This is a genomic window from Novosphingobium sp. DS6-6, from assembly GCF_057784975.1.
In genome coordinates this window covers 20392-44498 of sequence record NZ_JBYNTS010000001.1, presented here as the reverse complement: position 1 = coordinate 44498, position 24107 = coordinate 20392, and the positions used below count along the sequence as shown (strand labels likewise).

Below are 24107 nucleotides of genomic sequence, written 5' to 3'. Positions count from 1 at the left end.
AACAGTGCACTTCACTCTCTCTACGCCGCCATGATCGAGCGCGAAAATGACGTGAAGGCGGTTTGGTATCGATGCCCACTCCACACTCCCCCCTCTGCAGGGGACACTACGCCAACAAGTCACCACAAGCGCATCGGGTGAAATAACGGGCGAGACGCATCATGGGGCGATGTTGGCGACGGGTGCGCCGGACGTCGATGACGTGCGCCGTTACCGGAGCCCATCGCAATCCGTTCAAGCGGACCGGTTTCCGTAACCGATCATCCGGTCAGCGAGGCAACCCAGAAATCCGAAGAAAGACGCGGATTGGCAAGGTAGGTGTAGGGCATCATGAAATACCCGTCCATGCCCCAGCCCGTGCCCCAGCTGTTGCGGGCGATGAACATACTCTGGCTGTCGTCATAGCCGACCAGCACGACACAGTGCCCGCCTATCGATCTTTCGTGATGGCCCGGCATCGGCACGATACCCGTGCGCGCCACGGTGTCTGATTCGAAGCTTTGGTAGACCACGAAGCCGATGACGATAGGCAGCCCACCGGCCAGCACTTCCTTGAGTGACGTAAGATCCTGCGCAACCTGCTGAACTTGCAGCACGACATGCTTTTTCGCGTCGTCGATAACAGACTGTGGCGGAGGGGACGCGAACCTGGCGATATCGTAGGGCCACAGCGTTTCGTCGGGATAGCCCATGGTGCTGACGACATGAGCGCCGTCGCTGACGGCCGCGCCCGCATCCTCGGCCACGTCGTTGTCGGCAACGCGCTCGTAATAATAGATGAACAGCCGCGACGGGGTGAAATCGTCAAGCCCCTGCTTCCTGCGCAGGAATTCGACCGCGCCGGCCCAGCCGTTGCCAGTGCAGGACCCAAGTTGCCCCTGATCGTAGACCGGCGGGCATTGCGGCCGCAGGTCGATTCTGGCGGGAAGCGCCGCCGGCTCGACGCGCGCGGCATAGAGCGGATATCGGATCGAGGGCAGCTTGGGCTTCCAGCCATAGCCCTTGTTCAGCCGAGGGTGAACGTGCAACGGCTTCGACATGCCAACCTCCACAGATTATGGTCTGTAGCGCCTTCATGCTGCACGGCCTGCCAGGCAGTCAACATACCCCTGAATTTTCATGACATTTTCCGCGCGCTTCATCGCATCGGCTGTCGTCACGGGTATGCTTGGTTAGCTTGCAGTAAGATTTGCATGATAGAGCGCGGGAACGATGTTCAAGCCACTTCGATCCCCGCTTGCCGCGCTGCCCCGCCTGTCGCTCGTCGCGCTTGCCTTGTGCAGCGTGGCCTTGAACGGATGCCAGGACGACCGCGACCAGGCCATGGAACAGCGCATTGCCGCTGCGGAAGCCAAGGCCGACGCCGCCGAGAAGCGCGCGGCGGCGGCCGAGGCAGCGGCGGGCTCTGCATCGCAGGTGGTCGTTGGCGCTGCCGGAGCGGACGTAGACAGCGCGGCTCAGGACAACGCCGACGAAGCACAGGCCGACGACAATGCGGACCAGCAGCAGCCGGAAAACCTGGACGATCAGCCGGTCGATCAGCAGCCCGAGCTCTAGGCGAGGCGCAGCGGGCGGGCCGGTGCCTCTTGCATGGCGGGAGTGGCACGCTATCACGCGCAGACCGCCGGCAGGAGTTTTGCGCGACCATGACCGATCCCACGCCGCCAGTCGTTTTCGTGCTCAATGGCCCGAATCTCAACCTGCTGGGCACGCGCCAGCCAGAAATCTATGGGCACGATACGCTGGACGATATCGCCGGACGTCTGGAAGACCAGGCGCGGACGCTGGGCCTGGCGGTTGACGTGCGCCAATCCAATCACGAGGGCCACCTGGTGGACTGGCTGCACGAAGCGCAGGCGATGGGCGCAAAGGCGATTCTGCTCAACGCCGGCGCCTATACCCACACCAGCGTGGCGCTGCACGATGCGATTTTGAGCATCGCCACCCCGGTGATCGAGGTCCATCTTTCCAACCCGCACCGGCGCGAGCACTTCCGGCACAAAAGCTATGTTGGCATGGCGGCCAGAGGCACGATCGCCGGTTTCGGCCCGGCGAGCTACACGGTGGCGCTGGCTGCCGTTTTGCATCTTTAAGCGCTGGTCCCGGCCGTTTTCCCCCGGGCATAGGCGTTTCGCCCGCCTTTCCCCTTGCCAGCATCGCACCGTGCGGGCATGGCGCTGCGCCAGAAGTTCACACCTGCGAGGTTAACAATGGGCCACGATACCGGCGACAAGGCCGCCGCAACCATGGCAATCGATAGCGCGCTGGTGCGCGAACTGGCCGAACTGCTGGCCGACACGGGGCTTTCCGAAATCGAAGTGGAAGACGGATCGCGCAAGATCCGCGTGGCCCGCACTCTCACCGCCGCGCCAATGACGCACATGGTGGCAGCCCCGGCCGCCCCGGTTGCCGCCCCGGCCCCCGCCGCCGAAGCTGCTCCGGCCACCGACCTGGCCGGCGCGGTGAAATCGCCGATGGTCGGCACCTGCTATCTTTCACCCGAACCGGGCGCCGCGTCGTTCATCGCCGTGGGGCAAGCGGTGAAAGCCGGCGACACGCTGCTGATCGTGGAAGCGATGAAAGTGATGAACCCGATCACCGCGCCTTCGGCCGGCACGATCAAGGCGATCCTTGTCGAAAACGCGCAGCCGGTCGAATTCGACCAGCCGCTCGTGGTCATCGGCTGAGGCCGGCGTCAATGGCCATCAAGCGCCTGCTGATCGCCAACCGCGGGGAAATCGCGCTGCGCATTCATCGCGCCGCGCACGAAATGGGCATCGAAACGGTTGCGGTCCATTCCACCGCCGATGCCGATGCCATGCACGTTCGCCTGGCGGACCATGCCGTGTGCATCGGGCCGCCGGCCGCGAAAGACAGCTATCTCAACATTGCGGCGATCATTTCGGCGGCGGAAATCACCCAGGCCGATGCCATTCATCCCGGCTATGGCTTTCTTTCGGAAAACGCCCGTTTTGCCGAAATCGTCGAAGCGCACGACATAACCTGGATCGGCCCCAAGCCCGAGCATATCCGCACCATGGGCGACAAGGTGGAAGCCAAACGCACGGCCGGCGCGCTGGGCCTGCCGCTGGTGCCGGGTTCGGATGGCGCCGTTTCCGATGTCGAGGAAGCGCGCAGGATTGCCGAAGCCATCGGCTATCCGGTAATCATCAAGGCCGCATCGGGCGGTGGCGGGCGCGGCATGAAAGTATGCAACGGCCCCGATGACCTGGAAACGCTGATGCAGCAGGCCGGCTCGGAAGCCAAGGCCGCATTCGGCGATGCCACCGTCTATCTCGAAAAGTATCTGGGCAATCCGCGCCACATCGAATTCCAGATATTCGGCGATGGCAAAGGCAATGCGATCCACCTTGGCGAACGCGACTGTTCGTTGCAGCGCCGCCATCAGAAAGTGCTTGAAGAGGCGCCTTCGCCGGTGATTTCGGCCGACGAGCGGGCGCGAATGGGCGGGATCGTGGCCAACGCCATGGCCGACATGGGCTATCGCGGGGCAGGCACGATCGAGTTCCTGTGGGAAGACGGCGCGTTCTATTTCATCGAGATGAACACCCGCCTGCAGGTAGAGCATCCGGTGACCGAGGCGATCACCGGGGTCGATCTGGTGCGCGAGCAGATCCGCATTGCCGATGGCAAGCCGTTGTCGGTGACGCAGGACGAGATCGAGTTCAAAGGCCACGCCATCGAGTGCCGGATCAACGCCGAAGACCCCTTCACGTTCGCGCCCTCGCCCGGTCTGGTGAAAAGCTATCACGCCGCAGGTGGCATGCACGTGCGCGTCGATAGCGGGCTATACGCCGGCTATCGCATACCGCCCTATTACGATTCCATGATCGCCAAGCTGATCGTCTATGGCCGTACGCGGGAAGGGTGCATCATGCGCCTGAAGCGCGCGCTGGCAGAAATGGTGATCGACGGGGTCAAGACCTCGATCCCCCTGCACCAGAAACTGCTGGAAGACCCGACGGTGCTGGATGGCGGCTATTCGATCAAGTATCTCGAGGAATGGCTGGCCCAGGGCGGCGGCCGGTAGGCGGTGGACGCGGCGAGACCCCGGGCCGGGTAGCGCCATCAGATCAAGAGGCTTGCCGTCATTCCGGACTCGCTCCGGGACCTTTCCCGTCATCGCGCGGCTTCCACCTTGCCACGCGCCACAGATAGGCACCGATCAGCACGCCCACGAACGCCAGCGACGCCGGCCCGGTATAAGCGGCCAGTTCCTCGTAGAACTGGCCGAGGTACCACCCGGCCCAGACCAACAGCGCATTCCAGACTGCCGCGCCGGCGAAGGTGAATATCAGGAAACGGGCATGCCCCATGGCGGCAAGGCCGGCAGGCAACGAGATCATCGTGCGCAACGCGGGCGAAAAGCGCATGGCAAAGACCACCCATTGGCCGTGCCGCCGGAAAAAGACGACCAGCTGGCGCACGGCCCGCCAATCGAGCGTAAGCAAGCGGCCATAGCGTTCCACGAAAGGCCGCAACCGCTCGTGGCCCAGGCGGCGCCCGAGCAGGAACCAGGCATAATTGCCCAGAGTGGAGCCGACCGTGCCGAAGATCATCAGCGGCACCACATCCATTCGCCCCTGCGCAACGGCAATGCCGCCCATGCCCATGATCACTTCAGATGGAATGGGGGGAAATATGTTTTCCAGCGCCATCAGGAACGCGATGCCCCAATAGCCGCCATCGGTAACGAGATGCAAAACCCAGTCGTTCATGACGCATGCAACGCTCGAAGCCCGCAAAGGCGCCGTGCTTCGTGCCTCAAAACCGCCGCTCGATCGCTTCCCAGATGAGCCCGCCGGTATCTGTGCCGTTGAACCGGTCGATCGCCACGATCCCCGTTGGCGAAGTCACGTTGATTTCCGTCAGCCAGCGGCCGCCGATCACGTCGATGCCCACGAAGATCAGGCCGCGCTTTTTGAGTTCGGGCGCCAGAGCGGCACAGATTTCCTGCTCGCGCGCCGTCAGCGTCGCGGCTTCGGCATAACCGCCGACGGCCAGGTTCGAGCGGAACTCTCCCTCGCCCGGCTTGCGGTTGATAGCGCCGGCCACCTCCCCGTCGACCAGGACGATGCGCTTGTCGCCTTCCGCCACCTCGGGAAGGAAAGGCTGGACCATGAACGGCTCTGGCCACACCTGGCCGAAAAGCTCGACCAGCGCGGAAAGATTGCCGCCGTCGGCCTCGATTTTGAAAACCGCCTTGCCGCCGTTGCCGTGCAGGGGTTTGACCACCACGGCCCGGCCGCCATGCCGGTGCTGGAACGCCCGCACGTCGGCCGCCGAGCGCGTGATCAGCGTGGGCGGCATGAAATGCGCATAATCGAGGACATAGACCTTCTCAGGCGCGTTGCGTACCGCGCGCGGATCGTTGACGACAAGGGTTTCGCCCTCCAGCCGCTCGAGCAGGTGAGTGGCGGTGATATAGCCAAGGTCGAAAGGTGGATCCTGGCGCATCAGCACCACGTCGGCATCGCGGCCCAGGTCGATCTTGCGGGTTTCGCCCAGGTTGTAATGGGCACCTTCCACGTGCTGCACGGTGACCGGCGCTGCCTCGGCCGTTACCCGGCCCGCTTCCCAGGCGAGCGTGGAGACGTGATAATACCACAGTTCATGCCCGCGCGCCTGGGCCGCAAGCATCAGGGCGAACGTCGAATCGCCGCCGATCTTGATCGAATGAAGAGGGTCCATCTGGACCGCGACGCGCAGGGTCAAGGCATTGCTCCGATCGGTATGCGTGGTCTTGCGGGTGGCTCACTTAAAGCCGAATTGGCGGCAGCGCGACCAAAAAGGCGCAAGGCCCGGCGGCTATCCGCGCCAGGCGTTGACAATATGGCGCGGCCATCGGCCCGGCGCGACAAGAATGACGTCGATCCGCATGTCGTCCCCCGCCCGGGTAAAGCGTGGCGCCAGGGCCTGTGCCGCGCGGGCCACCCGCGAAAGGCGGTGGGCATCGATCGCGGTATCGAGTGCGGCGGCGCTCGCACGCCATTTTACTTCGACAAACGCCACCGTGCGGCCGCGGCGCGCCACCAGGTCTACCTCTCCCACCCCGATCTTTACCCGCCGCGCAACGATGCGCCAGCCATGGAGCATCAGGAAGAACCCGGCGATCCGTTCGCCACGCCGGCCCCGCGCCTCGGCCCGGGCGCGGTTCATGCGCTGCCTTTCAAGGCCAGGGCGCGGGCATAGAGCGCCTTGCGATCAAGGCCATGGGCTTTGGCAACCTGCCCCGCCGCCTGAGACGGGGAAGCCCGTTCGAGCGCGGCCAGCAACAGGGCATCGACATCGGCCGCTGCGGGCGCCGCGCGCGCCGGCGGCGGCCCGGCGAGCAGCACGATTTCGCCTTTCGGGGGGTGCGCCGCATAATGTGCGATCAGTTCGGCGGGGGTGCCGCTGCGGCATTCCTCGTGCAGCTTGGTCAATTCGCGTGCCACGGCCAGCTCGCGGCCCGGCAGGTGTTTCGCCAGGGCTTGCAGCGAGGCAAGCAGGCGCGGCCCGGTTTCATAGAAGAGCAGCGTGGCAGCGACTGGCGCCAGTTCATCCAGCAGGTCGCCGCGCGCCTTGTCCTTGGCGGGAAGAAATCCCGCGAACAGGAAGCGGTCCGTCGGCAGCCCGGCCAGGGTGAGCGCCACGATCGTCGCGCTGGGGCCCGGCAGACTGGTCACTGCCAGGCCTTGTGCGCGGGCCTCGCGCACCAGGCGATAACCGGGATCGGAAATCAGCGGCGTACCGGCATCCGACACCAGCGCGACTGCCTTCCGGGCCATTTCCCCCAGCAGCCAGGCGCGCGTTTCGGCCGACGCATGATCGTCATAACGCCGCATCGGTTTGCGGATTCCGAGATGATTGAGCAACTTGCCCGTGACGCGGGTATCTTCGCAGGCTATGACGTCGCACCGGCCAAGAATTTCGGCAGACCGTGCGGTTATATCGCCAAGATTGCCGATAGGCGTGGCTACGATATAGAGCCCGGGCGCAAGGGGTGGTTTATCCATACCTTTTCCATGGACCGGCCATAGGGGAGCGGCAAGCAGATGATGATGGGCAAAAGCGGCAGGGACGGCATTTCCGGAGGCACGGGCGATCCGGTCGGCCCGGGTGCCGCTGGATGCGGCCGGCGCCGTCCGGGCCGGTGGCTGGCGTTGTCGTTGCCAGCGGTGCTGCTGGCCGGCTGTTCGGTCATTCCCAAGCCCGGCACGCAGGGCGCGCCGCCACCGCCCAAGGAAACCGCCCCGCAGGAAAACGTGCTGCCCACCGACGCCGGCCGCCACCGCGTGGCCCTGCTGGTGCCCTTGACCGGACCCAATGCGGCGGTGGGCCAGGCCATTGCCAATGCCACGACCATGGCCCTGCTCGATACCAATGCCCAATCGCTGCGCATCACCACCTACGATACCGGCGGCGGCGCGGCGGCCGCGGCCAGCAAGGCCGTTCTCGATGGCAACCGCCTGATCCTGGGGCCGTTGACGGCAGACGATGTCAGCACGGTGGCCGGCGTGGCGCGCCCCGCCAAAGTGCCGATGATCACTTATTCCAACGACAGCGCGGTGGCGGATCGCGATGTTTTCGTGCTGGGCCAGGTTCCCAGCCAGTCGATCGCGCGGGTGATCGGCTATGCCCGCAGCCAGGGGATCAAGAGTGTGGGCGCCATCGTGCCCACGGGTACATATGGCCAGCGCATCAGCGGCGCTTTGGCCGATGCCACACGCATCCAGGGTATCCGGCTCAACGCCATCGAGACATACGACCGGGGCAATACCTCGGCCGCGAGCGCGGTACGCCGCGTGAAAGCGAAAGGCCCGGTCGACGCGCTGCTGATCGGCGACGGGCCGCGCATAGCCCTGCAGGCGGCGCCTTTTGCCAAAGGTACCCGCCTGCTGGGCACGGAACTGTGGAAAGGCGATCCGGCCCTGGCGCGCAGCGCGGCGATGAAAGGCGCGTGGTTTGCCGCCATATCCGACGATCGGCTGCCCCGCTTCGAACAGTCCTATCGCCAGCGCTTTGGCGTGGCGCCGGCGCGGATCGCCACGCTGGGATACGATTCGGTGCTGCTGACGCTCAACATCGCGCGGGGGTGGAAGCCGGGCACGCTGTTCCCCACGGCGCGCCTCTATGATCGCGACGGCTTCATCGGCACCGACGGCGTTTTCCGCTTCAACGCCAATGGGGTGGCGGAACGCGCGCTGGAAGTGCGCGAGGTTTCGGGCAGCACGATCATGACGGTGTCGCGCGCGCCGGAGAAGTTTGCGGATTAGACCATTGCGCAAAGCGCGGCGGATAAGCCGGAGCGCACCGCTTGCGCGGCGATCCGCGCGTGTTCTATAGCCGTTCTCATGGCGACAGACAATTCCGGCTCCCTGTTCGACAAGCTGCCCCAGGGCGACCCGCACGAAAGCTATGATGGTTCGGCCATCGAAGTGCTGGAAGGGTTGGAGCCGGTACGCCGCCGCCCGGGCATGTATATCGGCGGGACGGACGAACGCGCCCTGCACCATCTTGTTGCCGAAGTGCTAGACAACGCGATGGACGAGGCCGTTGCCGGCCATGCCAACCGGATCGAAGTCACGCTGGAAGCCGCTCCGGGCGCGCCGGGCAAAGTCACCGTGACCGACAACGGACGTGGCATTCCGATCGACGAGCATCCGCGTTATCCAGGCAAATCGGCGCTCGAGGTCATTCTGACGACGCTGCATTCGGGCGGCAAGTTTTCGGGCAAGGCTTATGCCACGTCGGGCGGCCTTCACGGCGTCGGCATTTCGGTGGTCAACGCCCTGTCCACGCTTACCCGCGTCGAAGTGGCCCGCAACAAAGAGCTGTATGCCCAGGAGTTTTCCTGCGGGGTGGCGCAAGGCCCGCTGACGCGCGTGGGCAATGCGCCCAACCGGCGCGGCACGGGCGTGACGTTCGTTCCCGATGCCACGATTTTCGGCACGGATGCCAGGTTCAAGCCGGCGCGGCTGTTCCGCCTGGTGCGGTCGAAAGCCTATCTTTTCGCCGGGGTCGAAATCCGTTGGAAATGCGACCCCGCGCTGATTGCCGACGATACCCCGGCCGAAGCCGTGTTCCAGTTTCCCGGGGGCCTTGCCGATCATCTGGCCGAACAGATCAAGGGCCGCGAGTGCGTGACCAGCCTGCCCTTTGCCGGGCGGCAGGATTTTCCCGCTGGCCCCGATGGGCAGGAAATGGGCCGGGTGGAATGGGCGATCGCCTGGCCGCTATGGTCTGACGGTGCATATTCCTGGTATTGCAACACCATTCCCACGCCAGATGGGGGCACCCACGAGCAGGGCCTGCGCGCGGCATTGACCCGTGGCATCCGTGCCTTTGGCGAACTGGTCGGCCAGAAGAAGGCCAAGGATATCACGCCCGAAGACATGATGACCGGCAGCGAGATCATGCTTTCGGTCTTCATTCGCGACCCGCAGTTCCAGAGCCAGACCAAGGACCGCCTCACCTCCCCAGAAGCGGCGCGACTGGTGGAAAACGCCGTGCGCGACCATTTCGATCATTTTCTGGCCGACAACATGGAGCGCGGCCGCGCCTTGCTGGGTGCGGTGATGGAGCGGATGGACGAGCGCCTGCGCCGCAAGGCGGAGCGTGAGGTGAAGCGCAAGACCGCCACCAACGCGCGCAAGCTGCGCCTGCCGGGCAAGCTCACCGATTGTTCGGGCGAAGGTAGCGGCGAAACCGAACTGTTCATCGTCGAGGGAGACTCGGCCGGGGGCAGCGCCAAGCAGGCGCGCGATCGCAAGACACAGGCGATCCTGCCTATCCGCGGCAAGATCCTGAACGTTGCCAGCGCCACGGCCGACAAGATTCGCGCCAACCAGGAAATCGCCGATCTCAACCTGGCGCTGGGCTGCGGCACGCGCAAGGACTGCAATCCCGATGCACTGCGTTACGATCGCATCATCATCATGACCGATGCCGATGTCGACGGCGCGCATATCGCCACGCTGCTGATGACCTATTTCTTTCAGGAAATGCCCGAGATCGTGAAACGCGGGCATCTCTATCTGGCCCAGCCGCCGCTCTATCGCCTGACGGCGGGCACCGTTTCGGCCTATGCCCGCGACGATGCGCATCGGGCAGAGCTGGAAGCGACGAAGTTCAAAGGCAAAAAAGTGGAGGTTGCCCGCTTCAAGGGGCTGGGCGAAATGAACCCCGGACAATTGCGCGAAACGACGATGGCCCCCTCCAGCCGCAGCCTGCTGCGCATCACTTTGCCGCCCGAATACGAAGGCCGGGCGGCGGTCAAGGATCTGGTCGAACGCCTGATGGGCCGCAACCCCGAACACCGCTTCATGTTCATCCAGAACCGTGCTGGCGATCTGGACCGAGACCTGATCGACGCTTGATCGAACGGGCAATCGCGCCTGGATCTGCAGAGCCAGCGATGCGCCGCGGCATCGTGACGACCCTATCCGTCGCCATTGCTCCGGCCGCCGGTATCGTCGTCGCGCTTGCCGCGGATGAAATCGAAGCGGATGCTGACCCAGACGCCCACCTGGGGCGTGCCGTTGACCCGTGGCGGGCGGACCAGGAATTGCCAGGCCGCCTGGCGCAGAACGCGGGCCATGCCCGATCCGCGCGGGCTCTCGTCCAGTTCCTGGCAATCTTCGACATGATAGTTGGCGACCGTGCGACAGGCGATCATCGCCCATCGACCCGAGCTTTGCCCGGGGCGCATATAGCCATCGATTTCCGCGTCGCGTGGTTCGCGATACCATTCCGCCCGGTAGAGGCGCGAGCCATCGGGCGCGGTGCCGCTCGTGCCACCGGCGCCAGCCGCGGCCTGCTGCGCGCCGCTGCCGGTGCCGGCGCGACCTGCCAGCCGCGAAATGTCCGTCGCGGCAAAATCCGCGCTTTTCATCGGGATGAAGCCTTCGGGCCAGACCACCTTGTTATCGCTGGGCACGACCACGCGCGGCGCTTTTGCCGCGGCCGCGCTGGCCGTGGCGCGGGTGGCTTTTTGGGCGGCCTGCTGGCGGGGGGTGGGGGACTTGCTCTTGTCCCCCGGGGCGGGCGAAATGTTGACGGCCGTCAGCGTGCCGCCTTCGTGCCGCACCGCCGGTTCGTAAAGCCCCACGGAGACAAGCGCTGCCAGCAGAAGCAGCGACACTGCCAGTGACAGCACGAACGACAGGAAACGGCGGCGGGGATCGACGCCGCCATAGCGCCCATCCCTCTCCGCAAGCAGCACGTCTTGCATCAAGGCTCCGTCAACACAGATGGCCCGCGCGCCGCGCACGCGCCACTGGCCCACCTGCCCCGCCGCCCTATACCATGGGCAGCACAGACAAAACCCCTGCAATGCATGCAACCCTTCGCGGCAACATTAAAAAATGGCCACGAAACGGCGGCGATGCGAGAGCGGCAAGGCCGCAGGCGGCAGCCTTGCCAAACTCTCTCGAAAGCGTTCTAAAATGCCGGATACGAAACGGAGACTTACATGGCCTTTACCGGACGCTGTGCCTGCGGTGCGGTCACCGCCACAATTTCGGCCACTGCCCCGGTGGCCGTGCGCCAGTGCTGGTGTCGGCAATGTCAGCAGGCGGCCGCCGGTGGTTGCACCAACAACGCCATATTCCCGGCCGAGGCGGTGGACATCAAAGGCGCGCTGGCATCTTTCGCCTATCCCGCAACGTCGGGCAACACGCTGACCCAGTTCTTTTGCCCGCAATGCGGTACCGGGGTGATGGCCCATTCATCGGGGCGGATGCACTTGCGCACCCTGCGCCTGGGCTTTCTCGATCCTGGCCACGGGCTTGAACCCGATGCGGTGATCTGGACCACCGAGGCGCCGGCCTGGGCACAGATCGACACGCGCGCGGCAAGCTATGCGGGGCAGCCGCCGGCGCCGCCGCCGTCCCCGGCTTGAAGCGCGCGTTATCAGTAGAGCAGAAAAGGCTCACGCTGCGCTAGCCAGTCCGTTTCATCGGGCAAGGCCAAGGCGTCGAGATCGCCGGCCTGGGCCGCGCGATCGTCCACCCATTCGCGCAAGGCCGTCCCGCCGTTGATGACATCGATCGCCAGCTTGTCGAGCACGTATTCATAGGGAAAATCGCGCCATAGCGGATAATCGGGATGGAGATTGCGAATGGCCTTGAACGCCAGGGCTTGAAGCCGCCAGGGCCTGAACGTGGCATGATCGTAAAAACCACCCTCCGGATGCAGCATCAGGCCGTGGCACAGCCGGCCGACATGCTTGTGAAAGGTCGGTTCGAACCAGCATTCGCGGATCGCCGCGCCTGCCAGCCAGCGCGGCGCCAAACGCGTCATTTCGGCCCGCACGGCCAAGGCATCGAGATCGGGCGCGCCGAACAGCACTTCCAGCGGCCGTGTGGTGCCCCGGCCTTCCGACAGCGTCGTCCCCTCGAGCATGACCGTGCCGGCATAGGCGCGCGCCATGGCGAGGCTCGCGGCGTTGGGGCTGGGATTGATCCAAAGGCGGCTGGACGGCCAGCCGAAGCCAGGAGCGGCATCGGGCTGCCACCCTGCCATGGCCACCACGCGGTAATCCACATCAAGGCCGTAATGCGCCACGAACCAATGCCCCATTTCGCCCAGCGTCAGGCCATGGCGCATCGGCATCGGCCCGGCGCCGACGAAGCTTTCCCACCCAGGCACCAGCAGCGTACCTTCGACCGGGCGGCCGGCGGGATTGGGCCGGTCCAGCACCCACACCGCCTTCCCCGTGCCGTGACAGGCTTCGAGCAGATAGAGCAGCGTGGTCACGAAGGTATAGATCCGGCAGCCGAGGTCTTGCAGATCGAACAGAAAAACATCGGCCGCCTCGATCATTGCGGGCGTTGGCCGCCGCACCTCGCCATAAAGGCTGAACACCGGGATCCCCAGGGCGGGATCGCGATAATCGGGCGATTCCACCATGTTATCCTGCTTGTCACCCTTCAGCCCATGCTGCGGCCCAAAGGCGGCCGTCAGGTTCAGATCGGGGCAGGCCGCCAAGGCATCGAGCGCATGCACGAGCCGGTCGGTGAGCGAGGCGGGATGGGCCACGAGTGCGACGCGCCGGCCGTGCAGCGGGGCGCGCAGGGCCGGTTCGGCCAGCAGGCGATCAAGTCCGGTCTTCATGCCGCGGGGCCTGCCTCAACCCGCATGGCGAAGCAAGCCGCATGGTGGAAATCGGGCTTGCCGCGCGGATGCGCCAGCGCCCAGAACGATTTGGCTCCGCCCGTTTCCTCCAGCACGGCGCAGAGCCCCGCCTGGCAGGGCATGGAGGGCAGGCCCGCAACGGGCAGCGCGGCGTCAAAGATCAGCACGTCACGCCCCGTACGCGGGGTCAGCACGGGTTCGCGGGGCAGCGGGCGGGATGCCATGCCCGCCCGATAGCCATCGAAATCATAAGCGGCCCAGCGCTCCGAAGGGGCAAAGTTGAATTCGGCGTAGGCCCCGCCGGGAAAACCCCCGGCTTCAGCCAGGAACAGTTCGAAACAGGTGGACCGCCATAGCCCGTCGGCGCGTGCGCGCCCGGCAAAGGGGGGCAGGACCAGGGCCGAGGTGCCTTCCACGCGCCAACGGACGCATAACCAGTGCGCATCCATTGACAGGATGCGGGCGGAAACCTGCCGCACGGCCAGCGGCGCGTGATCGGGATGGGCAACGAGCGGCGCCGGTTTCAAGCCACGTCCTTTCATGCTAGGCGCGCCCGTCCACATCGAGGCGAACATGACCGAATACAAGTCCGACCTGCTGCGCCTGCTGTCCGAGCGGGGCCATATCCACCAGTTGACCGACGCCGAGGGCCTCGATGCACTGGCAGCCAGGCAGGTCGTGGTGGCCTATAACGGGTATGACGCGACGGCGCCATCGCTGCATGTCGGGAACCTGGCCTCGGTCATGCTGCTGCGCCGCCTGCAACAGGCTGGGCACAAGCCCATCGCCCTGATGGGCGGGGGCACCACCAAGATCGGCGATCCTTCGGGGAAGGACGCCAGCCGCCAGATGCTGACCGAACAGGCGATTGCCGAAAACATCGCCGGAATCCGCAAAGTCTTCGATCGCCTGCTGACGTTTGACGACAGCGCGACCGGCGCGATCATGGTGAACAACGACGACTGGCTGTCGGAACTGGGCTACATCGCCCTGCTGCGCGATGTCGGCCCGCATTTCACCGTCAACCGCATGCTGACTTTTGATTCTGTCAAGCTGAGGCTGGAACGCGAACAGCCGCTGACATTCCTTGAGTTCAACTACATGATTCTCCAAGCCTATGACTTCCGCGAACTGGCGCTGCGCCATGGCTGCCGCCTGCAGTTCGGCGGGTCTGACCAGTGGGGCAACATCGTTAACGGCATCGAACTGACGCGCCGCATGAACGGGATCGAAGTCTATGGCGCCACCACCCCGCTGCTGACCACGGCCGACGGCGCCAAGATGGGCAAGTCGGTCAACGGCGCGGTCTGGCTCAACGAAGATATGCTGCCCAACTATGATTTCTGGCAATTCTGGCGCAACACCGACGACCGTGACGTGGGCCGTTTCCTGCGCCTGTTCACCGATCTGCCGCTCGACGAGGTGGCCCGGCTCGAGGCCCTCGCCGGGAGCGAGATCAATGCTGCCAAAGTGGTGCTGGCCAACGAAGTCACGGCGCTGATCCGCGGCCGGGCCGCTGCGCAGGCAGCCGAGGCGACGGCCGCCGCCACGTTCGCCGGAGCCGGGCTGGGCCATGACCTGCCCACCATCATCGCGCCCGGCAATGCGATCGGCGTGATCGATGCCCTGCTCGCGCTTGGCTTTGCCGCCAGCCGTGGCGAGGCCAAGCGCCTGATCGCGGGTGGCGGGGCGCGCCTGGATGGCGAGGCCGTCGGCGATGAAACCATGGTAATCGATGTCGTGGCCGAGCGCCGCCTTTCCGCCGGCAAGAAAAAGCATGGCATCATCCGGCCTTGCTGATGCATCGTTTTGCCGGGCCACCTCGTGCCGGCAGGCAACGGAAGGCCGCCCGTTAACCCAATTTAAGCCATTTTGGACCAGAGTTCGGCATGGATTCGCCTTTTACTGGCAGGAGAGAACATGTCTGGCGGCGCGCAGCTTTCAGTGACCGACCTGCGCCGGTCCACCCGCCACCCCGTTCACCTGCCCGTGATCGGGGAACATCGCCGTCTGGGCGATGTGATGCTGAATATCGTCAACATTTCCACCACCGGATTCATGGTGCGCGATACGCTGGACCTGGGCCGTGGCGAGCGCGTGACCGTGCGTCTGCCGCATATCGGCCGGATCGAGGCCTTTCTGGTCTGGAGCGATGAAAGCCGTGCCGGGTTCCAGTTCGAGCGCATCATCCGCCAGGACGACTTTACCAAGATGATAAAGCAATTGCAGCCCAATACCCGGTTGCGCGGCAAGGGTTGAGCCCGGCCAGCCCGCGCGCCTCCGCACGTGGTGCCACGGCCCGATGAATTTCTGACACGCCTGAAAACAATTGTTGGCTTGGCAACCTGCGGCCGCGCTGCCACACAAACGCCGTGACCGACGCACTTGCCCCGGAGCCGACAGCCGTACCGTCCTCGCCTTTCGGGATTGCCGATTTCCGCCGGTTCTGGGTGGCGCGGCTCTGTTCGGTCGTCGCGACATCGGGCATGGTCGTGGTGCTGGGCTATCAGCTTTACGACGTGGCTCGCGGCCAGTACGGCATGGGCATAAGGGAAGCGGCATTTCAGCTCGGTCTGCTGGGTCTGGTACAGTTTCTGCCGCAATTCGTGCTCACACCCGTATCCGGCGTCGTGGCCGATCGGTTCGATCGCCGCGTGATCGCCGGGCTGACCATGGTGGTCGACGCGCTGATTGCGCTGGTTCTCGCGCTGACCACCTATTTCAACACCTTGTCGCTGCCGCTGCTGTTCGTGATGGCAGCGTGCCACGGCGTATCGCGCGTGTTCATCGGTCCGGCCTTGTCGTCAATCGCGCCTAACATCGTGCCGGCAAGCCTGATGCCGCGTGCGGTGGCGATCAATGCCATGGCCTGGCAGATCGGCTCGATGAGCGGACCTGCCCTGGCAGGCGTGCTTTTCGCCCTGTCGGCCGGTCTGCCCTATGCCGTTTCCGCCGCGCTTCTGGCAATCGCCGCGTTTGGCGCGTTCGGCATACGCCGCATTCCGGCGCCGGCAGAAAACCGCAAGGCGCATCCCCTGCGCCAGATCGCAGACGGCTTTCGCTTCGTGACGAACGACCGGTTCCTGCTGGGCTGCATCACGCTCGACCTTTTTGCGGTACTGCTGGGCGGCGCTACGGCATTGCTGCCGGTGTTCGCCCGCGACATTCTGACGATTGGCGGTCACCCCGCGGGCTCTTACGGCCTGGGCTTGATGCGCGCGATGCCGGGTCTTGGCGCGGCGCTGGTTGCCGCATTCCTGTCGCGGCGGCCGGTGCAGCGCGAGGTTGGTTCCAAGATGCTGCTGGCCGTGGCGGCTTTCGGGCTGGCCACGGTGGGCTTCGGCCTGTCGCGCGATTTCTGGCTCTCGCTGGTCATGCTCGTCCTGATCGGTGGGACCGACATGGTTTCCGTCTATATCCGCACCACGCTCGTGCAGTTGCACACGCCCGACGCCGTGCGCGGGCGGGTTTCGGCGATTTCGGGCCTCGCTATCTCCTGTTCCAACGAATTGGGCGAGATGCAATCGGGCCTGGCCGCGGCACTTCTGGGCGTGACCGGGGCTGTCGTGTTCGGCGGAGTGGGCGCGATCGCCGTTACACTGGCATGGGCAATCGGCTTTCCCGAGTTGCGCCGCGCCCGGACTTTTGCTGCAAAGTACCAATCCTGACCCGCTCACCATCCAAGGAGCACACGCAACATGAAAGCGGAATCCATTCTCGCCACGATCGGCAACACGCCGCATGTTCGCCTGTCCCGCCTGTTTCCCGACCACGAGGTATGGGTGAAGAGCGAGCGCACCAATCCGGGTGGCTCGATCAAGGACAGGATCGCATTGGCCATGATCGAAGCGGCCGAGGTCGAGGGCAGCCTGAAGCCCGGCGGCACGATCGTCGAGCCGACATCGGGTAACACTGGCATTGGCCTCGCCATGGTGGCCGCGGTCAAGGGCTACAGGCTGATACTGGTCATGCCCGAGTCGATGTCGATCGAGCGACGGCGGCTGATGCTTGCCTATGGCGCCACGTTCGATCTGACCCCGCGCGAAAAAGGCATGAAAGGCGCGATCGAACGCGCCCGCGAACTGGTGGCGACAACACCCGGCGCCTGGATGCCGCAGCAATTCGACAATCCCGCGAACGTGGCGGTACACGCGCGCACCACGGCGCTGGAAATCCTTGCCGACTTTGCCGACAGCCCGATCGACGTACTGATTACCGGAGTCGGCACCGGCGGCCACCTGACCGGCTGCGCGGAAGAGTTGAAGAAGCATTGGCCGGCATTCAAGGCCTATGCCGTGGAACCGACGCTTTCGCCGGTCATCTCCGGCGGGCAGCCGGCACCCCATCCGATCCAGGGTATCGGCGCTGGCTTCATTCCGGGGAACCTGCACACCCGGGCGATCGACGGGGCCATCCAGGTCGATCCGGCCGATGCCAAGGAATGGGCGCGCCGTTCCGCCCGCGAAGAGGGCCTGCTGGTCGGCATTTCTTCGGGCGCGACGCTGGCCGCCATTGCCGCCAAGCTCGACGAACTGCCGGCCGGCAGCCGCGTGCTGGGCTTCAACTACGACACGGGCGAGCGCTATCTTTCGGTCCCCGATTTTCTTCCGGAGTAACTGCCTTGAGCCTTGAACGTATTGATTACACCCATGGGGACGTGGCGCTGACAGGGTGGCTCGCCCGCCCCCAAAGCGGGCCGCGCGGGGCAATCCTGGTCCTGCCGACGATTGCCAACATCAACGAAGCCATGGAGCAGCGTGCCCAGATGCTGGCAGATCAGGGCTTCGTGGCCATGGTTGCCGACTTTTATGGCGAGCCGGTTGCCAGCTTCGAAAGCTCGTTCGCGCTTGGAAACGCGCTGCGCGCCGATGTCGACCACTATCGCGGTCGCTTGAAAGCCGGGCTGGAGGCGCTGGCGAAGTCTGCGCCGGGGCTCAAGCTATCGGCAATAGGTTACTGCATGGGTGGCCAGGCCGCTCTGGAGCTTGCCCGGGAAGGCGCGCCCATCGCCCTTGCCGCCAGCTTCCACGGGCTTCTCATGACAGACCGTCCTGCGCCCGAGGGAGCGCCGATCAAGCCCCGTATCCTGGTCTGCCATGGCGATGCCGATCCGCTCGTGCCGCGCGCGCAAGTGCTCGACTTCTGGAACGAAATGGACGCGGCGGGCGGCAATTGGCATTTCCATGCCTATGCGGGGGTCAAGCACGGTTTCACCGACCCTGAAAGCGAAGCGCGCGGCATGGATTTTCTGGGCTATAACGCCAGTGCGGACCGCCAGTCGTGGCTCGCCCTCACGGCCCTGCTGGACGAGGTCTACAACTGATCGTCTTGGCCCAGCGCCTGCAGTTGGGCCACGAAGCTTTCAAGTTCCGCGATCGTGGCGGCGATATCGGCCTGTTGCCGGGTGAGCGCCGCAATGCGATCGCGGCACTTGGCGATGGTTACGCGCCGTTGCTGCACCCGGCCGTCGCCCAGATCGTAAAGATCGATCATCTCGCGTATGTCGGCCAGGCTGAAACCCACGTTCTTGGCCCGCATGATCCAGGCCAGGCGCGCGCGATCGCGCCGGGAATAGATCCGGGCCGTGCCGTGGCGAGTGGGGGCAATCAGGCCCTCGTCTTCATAGAAACGCAGGGCCCGCGCCGTAACGCCGAATTCGGCAGAAAGGTCGGTAATGCTGAATTGATCGCGGGAAAGCGCGTCAGGCGTATCGATATGGCCGGTGAGAGGCGCGCCAAACGGCGTGTTCGGTGATGAAACGAGCGCATTGTCCATGACCGGCAGGATAGCGCGCAGCTTACGTAAACGTCAAACGTCGATCCGTTCGAGCGAGCCGTCAGGCGCGAGGCGACGATAGAAGCACGAGGTGGCAAGCGTGTGGCAGGCCGGACCTTGCGGCTCGACACGCAATTCCAACGCGTCCTGATCGCAATCCACGCGAATTTCCACCACTTTGAGCACATGGCCCGAAGTTTCGCCTTTCATCCACTGCCGCTGGCGGGAACGGGACCAGAAATGGGCCAACCCGGTTTCCCGAGTGCGGGCAATAGCCTGGGCATCCATATGCGCCAGCATCAGCAACTGCCCCGTGCGGTGATCGATCGCCACGGCCGTTACCAGTCCATGCGAATCGAAGCGCGGCATGAAAACCGCACCCTGTTCGCGCTGCTGCATTTCGTTATCGGCCGACACGTGAGGCAATTCCTTCTGCAAAGGCGTTTTCACCACATACATTGTTGCACGATAACCACAATGCAGGGGCAAAATCGGGGGTTCCTGCGGGTTCCCCTTTCATCCTGCCACGCAATCGTCAAGAAAGACGATGCGGTTTGAGGGAACCGCACACTGGACCGCCGAGAGGCGGCGCGGCAAGCGCCAAAGTTCAGGGACACGCGAGGGACCGGGTAGCTGGTTCGACCTTCTGGGCAAGGAAGGCGCCATCTATCCGGAGTGATTGAATGGCGGGGCTACGGTCAGGGCCGAGAGGGAGCCCCGCCAATCAAAGGTTTCGTCACGAAACGCCCGGGCCGCAAGGTTCCGGGCGTTTTCTTGTCAATTCGACGTACTTCTCGGCCATGCGCTGCGGGCGGGAGCGTGAGTGGATCACCCCTGCCCCTCCGCTTCGCGCAGCACCCGGGCAAAGCAGGCAATTTTCACCTGGATCGCGCCGGCCCGGCGCAATGCGCGTACGCAGGCATCGCTGGTGGCGCCGCTGGTCAACACATCGTCCACCAGCAAGACCCGCGCGCCGCGCAAGGTGGCGGCGCTGCGCGGATGAGGCACGATGGCGCCGGCGAGCACCTGGGCGCGCTGTCTGGCGCCCAGCCCGCCCAGCGGCGGCGTCCGCTTGCGCCGCACCAGGCCATCCACCAGCAGCCGCTGCCCCGTCGCGCGGGCAATCCGCGCCGCAAGCAAGGCCGACTGGTTGTAGCCGCGCTGCCACAGCCGCCAGCGGTGCAGCGGGACAGGCACGATCAGCCATTCGCCTTCCAACGGTGGCAGGCGCGCCACCATCAACCGCGCCATCAGCCCGGCAAGACCCACTTTGCGCCCATGCTTGAAACGCAGCACCAGGGTGCGCGTGGCGTCGCCATAGAGCGTGGCGGCGGCAATGCCATCATGCCGGGGGGGCTCTGCCATGCAAGGCGCGCACAGCAAAGCCGGATCGACGGCCGGATCGCCGACCAGCCCGCTCGACATGCCGGTGTCGAGCGGCCGCTGGCATAGCGCGCAGGCTGGCTCGCCGGGAATTTCCAGAGTGGCCCAACACTGCGCGCAAAGGCCCCCGTGCACCGCCAGCGTTTCACCGCACAGCGGGCAGCGCGGCGGAAACAGCAAGTCCACCACCGGGGCAAGAAAGGCAGGGCGCAGCATCGCCGATCATCCTTTCCCCAGCGCAAGAGGCTTGGCAAGCACGCCGCTTGCGGGCAGCAGCCGATCATGGCCGAATCCGCCCTCCCTGCCCCGCCCGTGATCTTTGCCCCCCGGCGCCGCCTCGCCCAGCGCGCGCGCATGCGACGGCTGGCCCTGCAAGCCGGCGCCGCCCGCTTTCTGGCCGATGACATGATCGAAGACATGCTCGATCGGCTCGCCTTTCTGAGGCACCGGCCGGCAACGGCGCTGGTGATCGGTGATATCACCCACGGCCTGGGTGCGGCGTTGGCCGCGCAGGGCGTGGCCGTGACACGGGCCGACGTTGCCCCGCGTGAGGACGAAATCGCGCTGAACCAGGAAGCCCCGCTCCCTTTTGCCCGGGGATTCGATCTGATCGCCGTGCTGGGCATGCTGGACACCGTGAACGATCTGCCCGGCGCGCTTGTTCACCTGCGACGCGCCCTTGCCCCCGATGGCCTGGCGATGATGAGCTTTTGCGCGGCGGGCAGCCTGCCTGCCCTGCGCGGGGTGATGCTGGCGGCCGACGCCGATCGGCCGGCGCCGCGCCTGCATCCCCAGATAGACGTGCGGGCCGGCGGACAGTTGCTGCAACGCGCCGGCTTTGCCGATCCGGTGATCGACAGCCGCAGCCTGGCCGTGCGGTATCGCAACCTGGGCCAGCTGGTTGCCGATCTGCGCGCGCAGGGTCTGTCCAATTGCCTTGTCCGGCCGGGCGGGCCGATCGGCAAGGCGGCCCTGGCGCGGGCGCAGGCCGCTTTCGACAGCATGGCCGATGCCGATGGCCGCGTCACCGAAACCTTCGAAATCCTGACGCTGAGCGGCTGGGCCAGGCCGTTGCGGGCACCGAAGTTCTAGGCGACCTTCATGCCTTCAGCGCGGCCTGTGCAGCGGCGAGGCGCGCAATGGGGACACGGTAGGGGCTGGCGGAGACGTAATCGAGGCCGACGTTCTGGCAGAAGGCGATGCTTGCCGGATCGCCGCCATGTTCGCCGCATATGCCCAGCTTGATGTCGGGGCGGGTTTTGCGGCCACGCTCGGCCGCCAGTTCGACGAGTTGGCCGACGCCTTCGATATCGAGGCTGACGAACGGATCGCGCGGATAGATGCCCTGATCCACATAGGGATTGAGGAAGCGCGCGGCATCGTCACGGCTGACGCCCAGGGTCGTCTGCGTGAGATCGTTGGTGCCGAACGAGAAGAATGTGCCTTCCTCGGCGATTTCCCCGGCCATCAAGGCAGCGCGCGGCAGCTCGATCATGGTGCCCACGAGATAATCGAGCGTCTTGCCCTTTTCGGCAAAGACCCGGGCGGCGACGCGATCGACCAGCGCACGCAGGATCTGCAGTTCCTTTTTCGTCGCGACCAGCGGGATCATGACTTCGGGAACCACCGCTTCGCCCGAGCGAGTGGCGACATCGACCGCGGCTTCGAAAATGGCCTGCGCCTGCATTTCATATATTTCGGGGAACGTAATGCCCAGACGGCAACCACGATGACCCAGCATGGGGTTGAACTCGTGCAGTTCCCCGGCCCGGCGCTTGAGGTGATCGACGCCGAGGCCGGTCACTTCGGCAAGCTCGGCAAACTCGGCATCCCCATGCGGCAGGAATTCGTGAAGCGGCGGGTCGAGCAGCCGGATCGTGACCGGCAGGCCCGCCATCACTTCGAAGATGGCTGTAAAATCAGCCCGCTGCTCGGGAAGGAGCTTTGCCAGCGCAGCACGGCGGCCGGCCTCGTCATCGGCAAGGATCATCTGGCGGACGGCGGAAATGCGGCTCGCTTCGAAAAACATGTGTTCAGTGCGGCACAGGCCGATGCCCTCCGCGCCGAACTGCCGCGCGACCTGGCAATCGAGCGGCGTTTCGGCATTGGTGCGCACTTTCATGCGGCGGTGCCGGTCGGCCCAGACCATCAGCGTGGCGAAATCGCCGACCAGCTCTGGCTCGACCATCGGCACTTCGCCCAGCATGACATCGCCGGTCGATCCGTCGAGCGTGATCAGATCGCCTTCGGTCACGTCACGATTGCCGATGCGAGCCTTGCGCGCCGCCATGTCGATCGAAAGGGCCGATGCGCCCGAAACGCAAGGGCGCCCCATGCCGCGCGCCACCACGGCGGCATGGCTGGTCATACCGCCACGCGCGGTGAGAATGCCCTTGGCCGCATGCATGCCGTGAATGTCTTCCGGCGAGGTTTCCACCCGCACCAGGATCACGCTGTCGCCGCGTTCGGCCCGGGCCTGCGCGGTATCGGCATCGAACACCACCGCGCCGCTTGCCGCGCCAGGCGAGGCAGGCAGGCCCTTGGTCAGCACTTCGCGCGGGGCGGCAGGATCGAGCGTGGGGTGCAGAAGCTGATCCAGCGCCATGGGATCGATACGGGCGATCGCGGTCGCCTCGTCGATCAGGCCCTCGCCCACCATGTCCACCGCCATTTTCAGCGCGGCTTTGGCAGTGCGCTTGCCGGAACGGGTCTGCAGCATCCACAGCTTGTTCTTTTCGACCGTGAACTCGATATCCTGCATGTCGCGATAGTGCCGTTCGAGCAATTCGAACACGCTCGCCAACTCGGCATAGGCGTCGGGCATCGCCTCTTCCATCGACAACGGCTTGGCCCCGGCCCGCTCGCGCGCGGCCCTCGTCAGATACTGGGGGGTGCGGATGCCGGCCACGACGTCCTCACCCTGGGCATTGACCAGCCATTCGCCGTAATAGGCCTTTTCGCCAGTGGCCGGATCGCGGGTGAAAGCCACCCCGGTGGCAGAGGTATCGCCCATGTTGCCGAATACCATGGCCTGCACATTGACGGCCGTGCCCCAATCGGCGGGAATGTCGTTCAGCTTGCGGTAAACCTTGGCGCGGTCGCTTTCCCAGCTGTCGAACACCGCGCCGATCGCGCCCCACAACTGCTCATGGACATCCTGCGGGAACGGGCGGCCCAGTTCGTCTTCGACGATCGCCTTGTATTCGCCCACCAGCACCTGCCAGTTTTCCGCGCTCATTTCCACGTCGGCGTAATAGCCGTTGTCTTCCTTGGCGATTTCAAGCGCGTCCTCGAAACGGTGGTGATCGACGCCCAGCACGACATCGGCATACATCTGGATGAACCGGCGATAGCTGTCCCAGGCAAAGCGCGCATCGCCCGAACCGGCGGCCAGCCCTTCCACCGTCACGTCGTTGAGGCCTAGGTTGAGCACCGTATCCATCATCCCCGGCATCGAAACGCGCGCGCCAGAGCGCACCGACACCAGCAACGGATTGGCCGCATCCCCGAACACCCGGCCAGTGGCGCGCTCGATATGGGCAAGCCCGGCGGCAACGCCGGCCTCGATATCCGCATCGAACCGCTTGCCGGCCGAGTTGTAATGCGCGCAGACTTCGGTGCTGATAGTGAACCCCGGCGGAACGGGCAGGCCGATTCCCGCCATTTCCGCCAGGTTGGCGCCCTTGCCGCCCGTGATCGTCTTGTCTCTGGCCCGGGGATCGTCGTCGCGCGCGCCGCCACCGAAATGGAATACGTATGCACTCATAGGTTCAGTCCGTTCCCTGGGCAATTCAAGTCATTGCAAAGTC

25 protein-coding genes are annotated in these 24107 nt (G+C 65.1%); 13 read left to right on the top strand and 12 right to left on the bottom strand.

The genetic code is table 11. The annotated features are described in order from the left end of the window. Nucleotides 1-260 precede the first annotated feature (260 nt). On the bottom strand, nucleotides 261-1040 hold the full coding sequence (locus AC3EDY_RS00235; protein ID WP_488570446.1) for a C1 family peptidase: 780 nt from the start codon (nucleotides 1038-1040) through the stop codon (nucleotides 261-263). 172 nt (nucleotides 1041-1212) lie between these two features. Between AC3EDY_RS00235 and AC3EDY_RS00230 the strand changes: the two genes are divergently transcribed. The 4 genes from AC3EDY_RS00230 (at nucleotide 1213) to accC (ending at nucleotide 4051) form a co-directional block, all read left to right on the top strand. Beyond that, nucleotides 1213-1557, top strand: a complete 345-nt coding sequence (locus tag AC3EDY_RS00230; RefSeq protein ID WP_488570445.1) for a hypothetical protein — start codon at nucleotides 1213-1215, stop codon at nucleotides 1555-1557. An 89-nt stretch (nucleotides 1558-1646) separates the two neighbouring features. Next, complete coding sequence (gene aroQ, locus AC3EDY_RS00225) at nucleotides 1647-2093, top strand: type II 3-dehydroquinate dehydratase (protein WP_488570444.1); 447 nt, start codon at nucleotides 1647-1649, stop codon at nucleotides 2091-2093. 153 nt (nucleotides 2094-2246) lie between these two features. Further along, the gene (gene accB, locus AC3EDY_RS00220; RefSeq protein WP_488570826.1) at nucleotides 2247-2687 is read left to right on the top strand and encodes an acetyl-CoA carboxylase biotin carboxyl carrier protein; all 441 of its coding nucleotides are present in this window, start codon (nucleotides 2247-2249) and stop codon (nucleotides 2685-2687) included. Between the two features lie 11 nt (nucleotides 2688-2698). After that, nucleotides 2699-4051 carry an acetyl-CoA carboxylase biotin carboxylase subunit gene (gene accC / locus AC3EDY_RS00215; RefSeq protein ID WP_488570443.1) on the top strand — a complete coding sequence of 451 codons (1353 nt, stop codon included), beginning with the start codon at nucleotides 2699-2701 and terminating at the stop codon, nucleotides 4049-4051. Between the two features lie 58 nt (nucleotides 4052-4109). On the opposite strand, the gene AC3EDY_RS00210 is transcribed toward accC, so the two are convergent. The 4 genes from AC3EDY_RS00210 to rsmI form a co-directional block, all read right to left on the bottom strand. Beyond that, nucleotides 4110-4739: a DedA family protein gene (locus tag AC3EDY_RS00210; protein ID WP_488570442.1), complete on the bottom strand. Its 630-nt coding sequence runs from the start codon at nucleotides 4737-4739 to the stop codon at nucleotides 4110-4112. Between the two features lie 46 nt (nucleotides 4740-4785). Beyond that, on the bottom strand, nucleotides 4786-5736 hold the full coding sequence (gene gshB / locus AC3EDY_RS00205) for a glutathione synthase (protein WP_488570441.1): 951 nt from the start codon (nucleotides 5734-5736) through the stop codon (nucleotides 4786-4788). 93 nt (nucleotides 5737-5829) lie between these two features. Continuing rightward, the gene (locus AC3EDY_RS00200) at nucleotides 5830-6180 is read right to left on the bottom strand and encodes a YraN family protein (protein ID WP_488570440.1); all 351 of its coding nucleotides are present in this window, start codon (nucleotides 6178-6180) and stop codon (nucleotides 5830-5832) included. After that, nucleotides 6177-7019: a 16S rRNA (cytidine(1402)-2'-O)-methyltransferase gene (gene rsmI / locus AC3EDY_RS00195; protein ID WP_488570439.1), complete on the bottom strand. Its 843-nt coding sequence runs from the start codon at nucleotides 7017-7019 to the stop codon at nucleotides 6177-6179. Before rsmI ends, AC3EDY_RS00200 begins: the two co-directional genes overlap by 4 nt. A gap of 39 nt (nucleotides 7020-7058) precedes the next feature. Here rsmI and AC3EDY_RS00190 point away from each other — a divergent pair, with 39 nt between their 5' ends. Beyond that, nucleotides 7059-8279, top strand: coding sequence for a penicillin-binding protein activator (locus AC3EDY_RS00190; RefSeq protein WP_488570438.1), 1221 nt, complete (start codon nucleotides 7059-7061; stop codon nucleotides 8277-8279). A 78-nt stretch (nucleotides 8280-8357) separates the two neighbouring features. After that, entirely contained in the window at nucleotides 8358-10382 is a 2025-nt protein-coding gene (locus AC3EDY_RS00185; protein WP_488570437.1) for a DNA topoisomerase IV subunit B, read from the top strand. A gap of 62 nt (nucleotides 10383-10444) precedes the next feature. On the opposite strand, the gene AC3EDY_RS00180 is transcribed toward AC3EDY_RS00185, so the two are convergent. Beyond that, the gene (locus tag AC3EDY_RS00180) at nucleotides 10445-11236 is read right to left on the bottom strand and encodes a hypothetical protein (RefSeq protein WP_488570436.1); all 792 of its coding nucleotides are present in this window, start codon (nucleotides 11234-11236) and stop codon (nucleotides 10445-10447) included. Nucleotides 11237-11476: 240 nt separating this feature from the next. Here AC3EDY_RS00180 and AC3EDY_RS00175 point away from each other — a divergent pair, with 240 nt between their 5' ends. Then, on the top strand, nucleotides 11477-11905 hold the full coding sequence (locus tag AC3EDY_RS00175; protein ID WP_488570435.1) for a GFA family protein: 429 nt from the start codon (nucleotides 11477-11479) through the stop codon (nucleotides 11903-11905). Between the two features lie 11 nt (nucleotides 11906-11916). Here the strand turns inward: AC3EDY_RS00175 and AC3EDY_RS00170 are convergent, their stop codons facing one another. Then, on the bottom strand, nucleotides 11917-13119 hold the full coding sequence (locus AC3EDY_RS00170) for an exo-beta-N-acetylmuramidase NamZ family protein (protein WP_488570434.1): 1203 nt from the start codon (nucleotides 13117-13119) through the stop codon (nucleotides 11917-11919). Further along, on the bottom strand, nucleotides 13116-13667 hold the full coding sequence (locus AC3EDY_RS00165; RefSeq protein WP_488570433.1) for a DOMON-like domain-containing protein: 552 nt from the start codon (nucleotides 13665-13667) through the stop codon (nucleotides 13116-13118). The genes AC3EDY_RS00170 and AC3EDY_RS00165 overlap by 4 nt, the downstream gene beginning before the upstream one ends. 46 nt (nucleotides 13668-13713) lie before the next feature. Here AC3EDY_RS00165 and tyrS point away from each other — a divergent pair, with 46 nt between their 5' ends. The 5 genes from tyrS to AC3EDY_RS00140 all read left to right on the top strand — a co-directional run bounded on the left by tyrS (nucleotide 13714) and on the right by AC3EDY_RS00140 (nucleotide 18463). After that, complete coding sequence (gene tyrS, locus AC3EDY_RS00160; protein WP_488570825.1) at nucleotides 13714-14940, top strand: tyrosine--tRNA ligase; 1227 nt, start codon at nucleotides 13714-13716, stop codon at nucleotides 14938-14940. A gap of 120 nt (nucleotides 14941-15060) precedes the next feature. Beyond that, nucleotides 15061-15399: a PilZ domain-containing protein gene (locus AC3EDY_RS00155; RefSeq protein ID WP_488570432.1), complete on the top strand. Its 339-nt coding sequence runs from the start codon at nucleotides 15061-15063 to the stop codon at nucleotides 15397-15399. 113 nt (nucleotides 15400-15512) lie between these two features. After that, entirely contained in the window at nucleotides 15513-16808 is a 1296-nt protein-coding gene (locus tag AC3EDY_RS00150; RefSeq protein WP_488570431.1) for an MFS transporter, read from the top strand. A gap of 30 nt (nucleotides 16809-16838) precedes the next feature. Next, entirely contained in the window at nucleotides 16839-17756 is a 918-nt protein-coding gene (gene cysK, locus AC3EDY_RS00145) for a cysteine synthase A (protein ID WP_488570430.1), read from the top strand. Nucleotides 17757-17761: 5 nt separating this feature from the next. Further along, nucleotides 17762-18463 (top strand): dienelactone hydrolase family protein, encoded by a 702-nt coding sequence (locus AC3EDY_RS00140; protein WP_488570429.1) that lies wholly within the window; start codon nucleotides 17762-17764, stop codon nucleotides 18461-18463. Here the strand turns inward: AC3EDY_RS00140 and AC3EDY_RS00135 are convergent. The 3 genes from AC3EDY_RS00135 to AC3EDY_RS00125 form a co-directional block, all read right to left on the bottom strand. Then, nucleotides 18454-18915, bottom strand: a complete 462-nt coding sequence (locus tag AC3EDY_RS00135) for a MerR family transcriptional regulator (protein WP_488570428.1) — start codon at nucleotides 18913-18915, stop codon at nucleotides 18454-18456. The genes AC3EDY_RS00140 and AC3EDY_RS00135 overlap by 10 nt on opposite strands. A 33-nt stretch (nucleotides 18916-18948) precedes the next feature. Beyond that, nucleotides 18949-19314: a phosphoribosyl-AMP cyclohydrolase gene (hisI, locus tag AC3EDY_RS00130; protein ID WP_488570824.1), complete on the bottom strand. Its 366-nt coding sequence runs from the start codon at nucleotides 19312-19314 to the stop codon at nucleotides 18949-18951. A gap of 429 nt (nucleotides 19315-19743) precedes the next feature. Next, nucleotides 19744-20514 (bottom strand): ComF family protein, encoded by a 771-nt coding sequence (locus AC3EDY_RS00125; RefSeq protein WP_488570427.1) that lies wholly within the window; start codon nucleotides 20512-20514, stop codon nucleotides 19744-19746. 66 nt (nucleotides 20515-20580) lie between these two features. On the opposite strand from AC3EDY_RS00125, the gene AC3EDY_RS00120 reads away from it, so the two are divergent. Then, complete coding sequence (locus AC3EDY_RS00120; RefSeq protein ID WP_488570426.1) at nucleotides 20581-21390, top strand: methyltransferase domain-containing protein; 810 nt, start codon at nucleotides 20581-20583, stop codon at nucleotides 21388-21390. Between the two features lie 7 nt (nucleotides 21391-21397). Here AC3EDY_RS00120 and ppdK read toward each other — a convergent pair whose 3' ends face one another. Further along, nucleotides 21398-24064: a pyruvate, phosphate dikinase gene (ppdK, locus tag AC3EDY_RS00115; protein ID WP_488570425.1), complete on the bottom strand. Its 2667-nt coding sequence runs from the start codon at nucleotides 24062-24064 to the stop codon at nucleotides 21398-21400. Nucleotides 24065-24107: the final 43 nt, after the last annotated feature.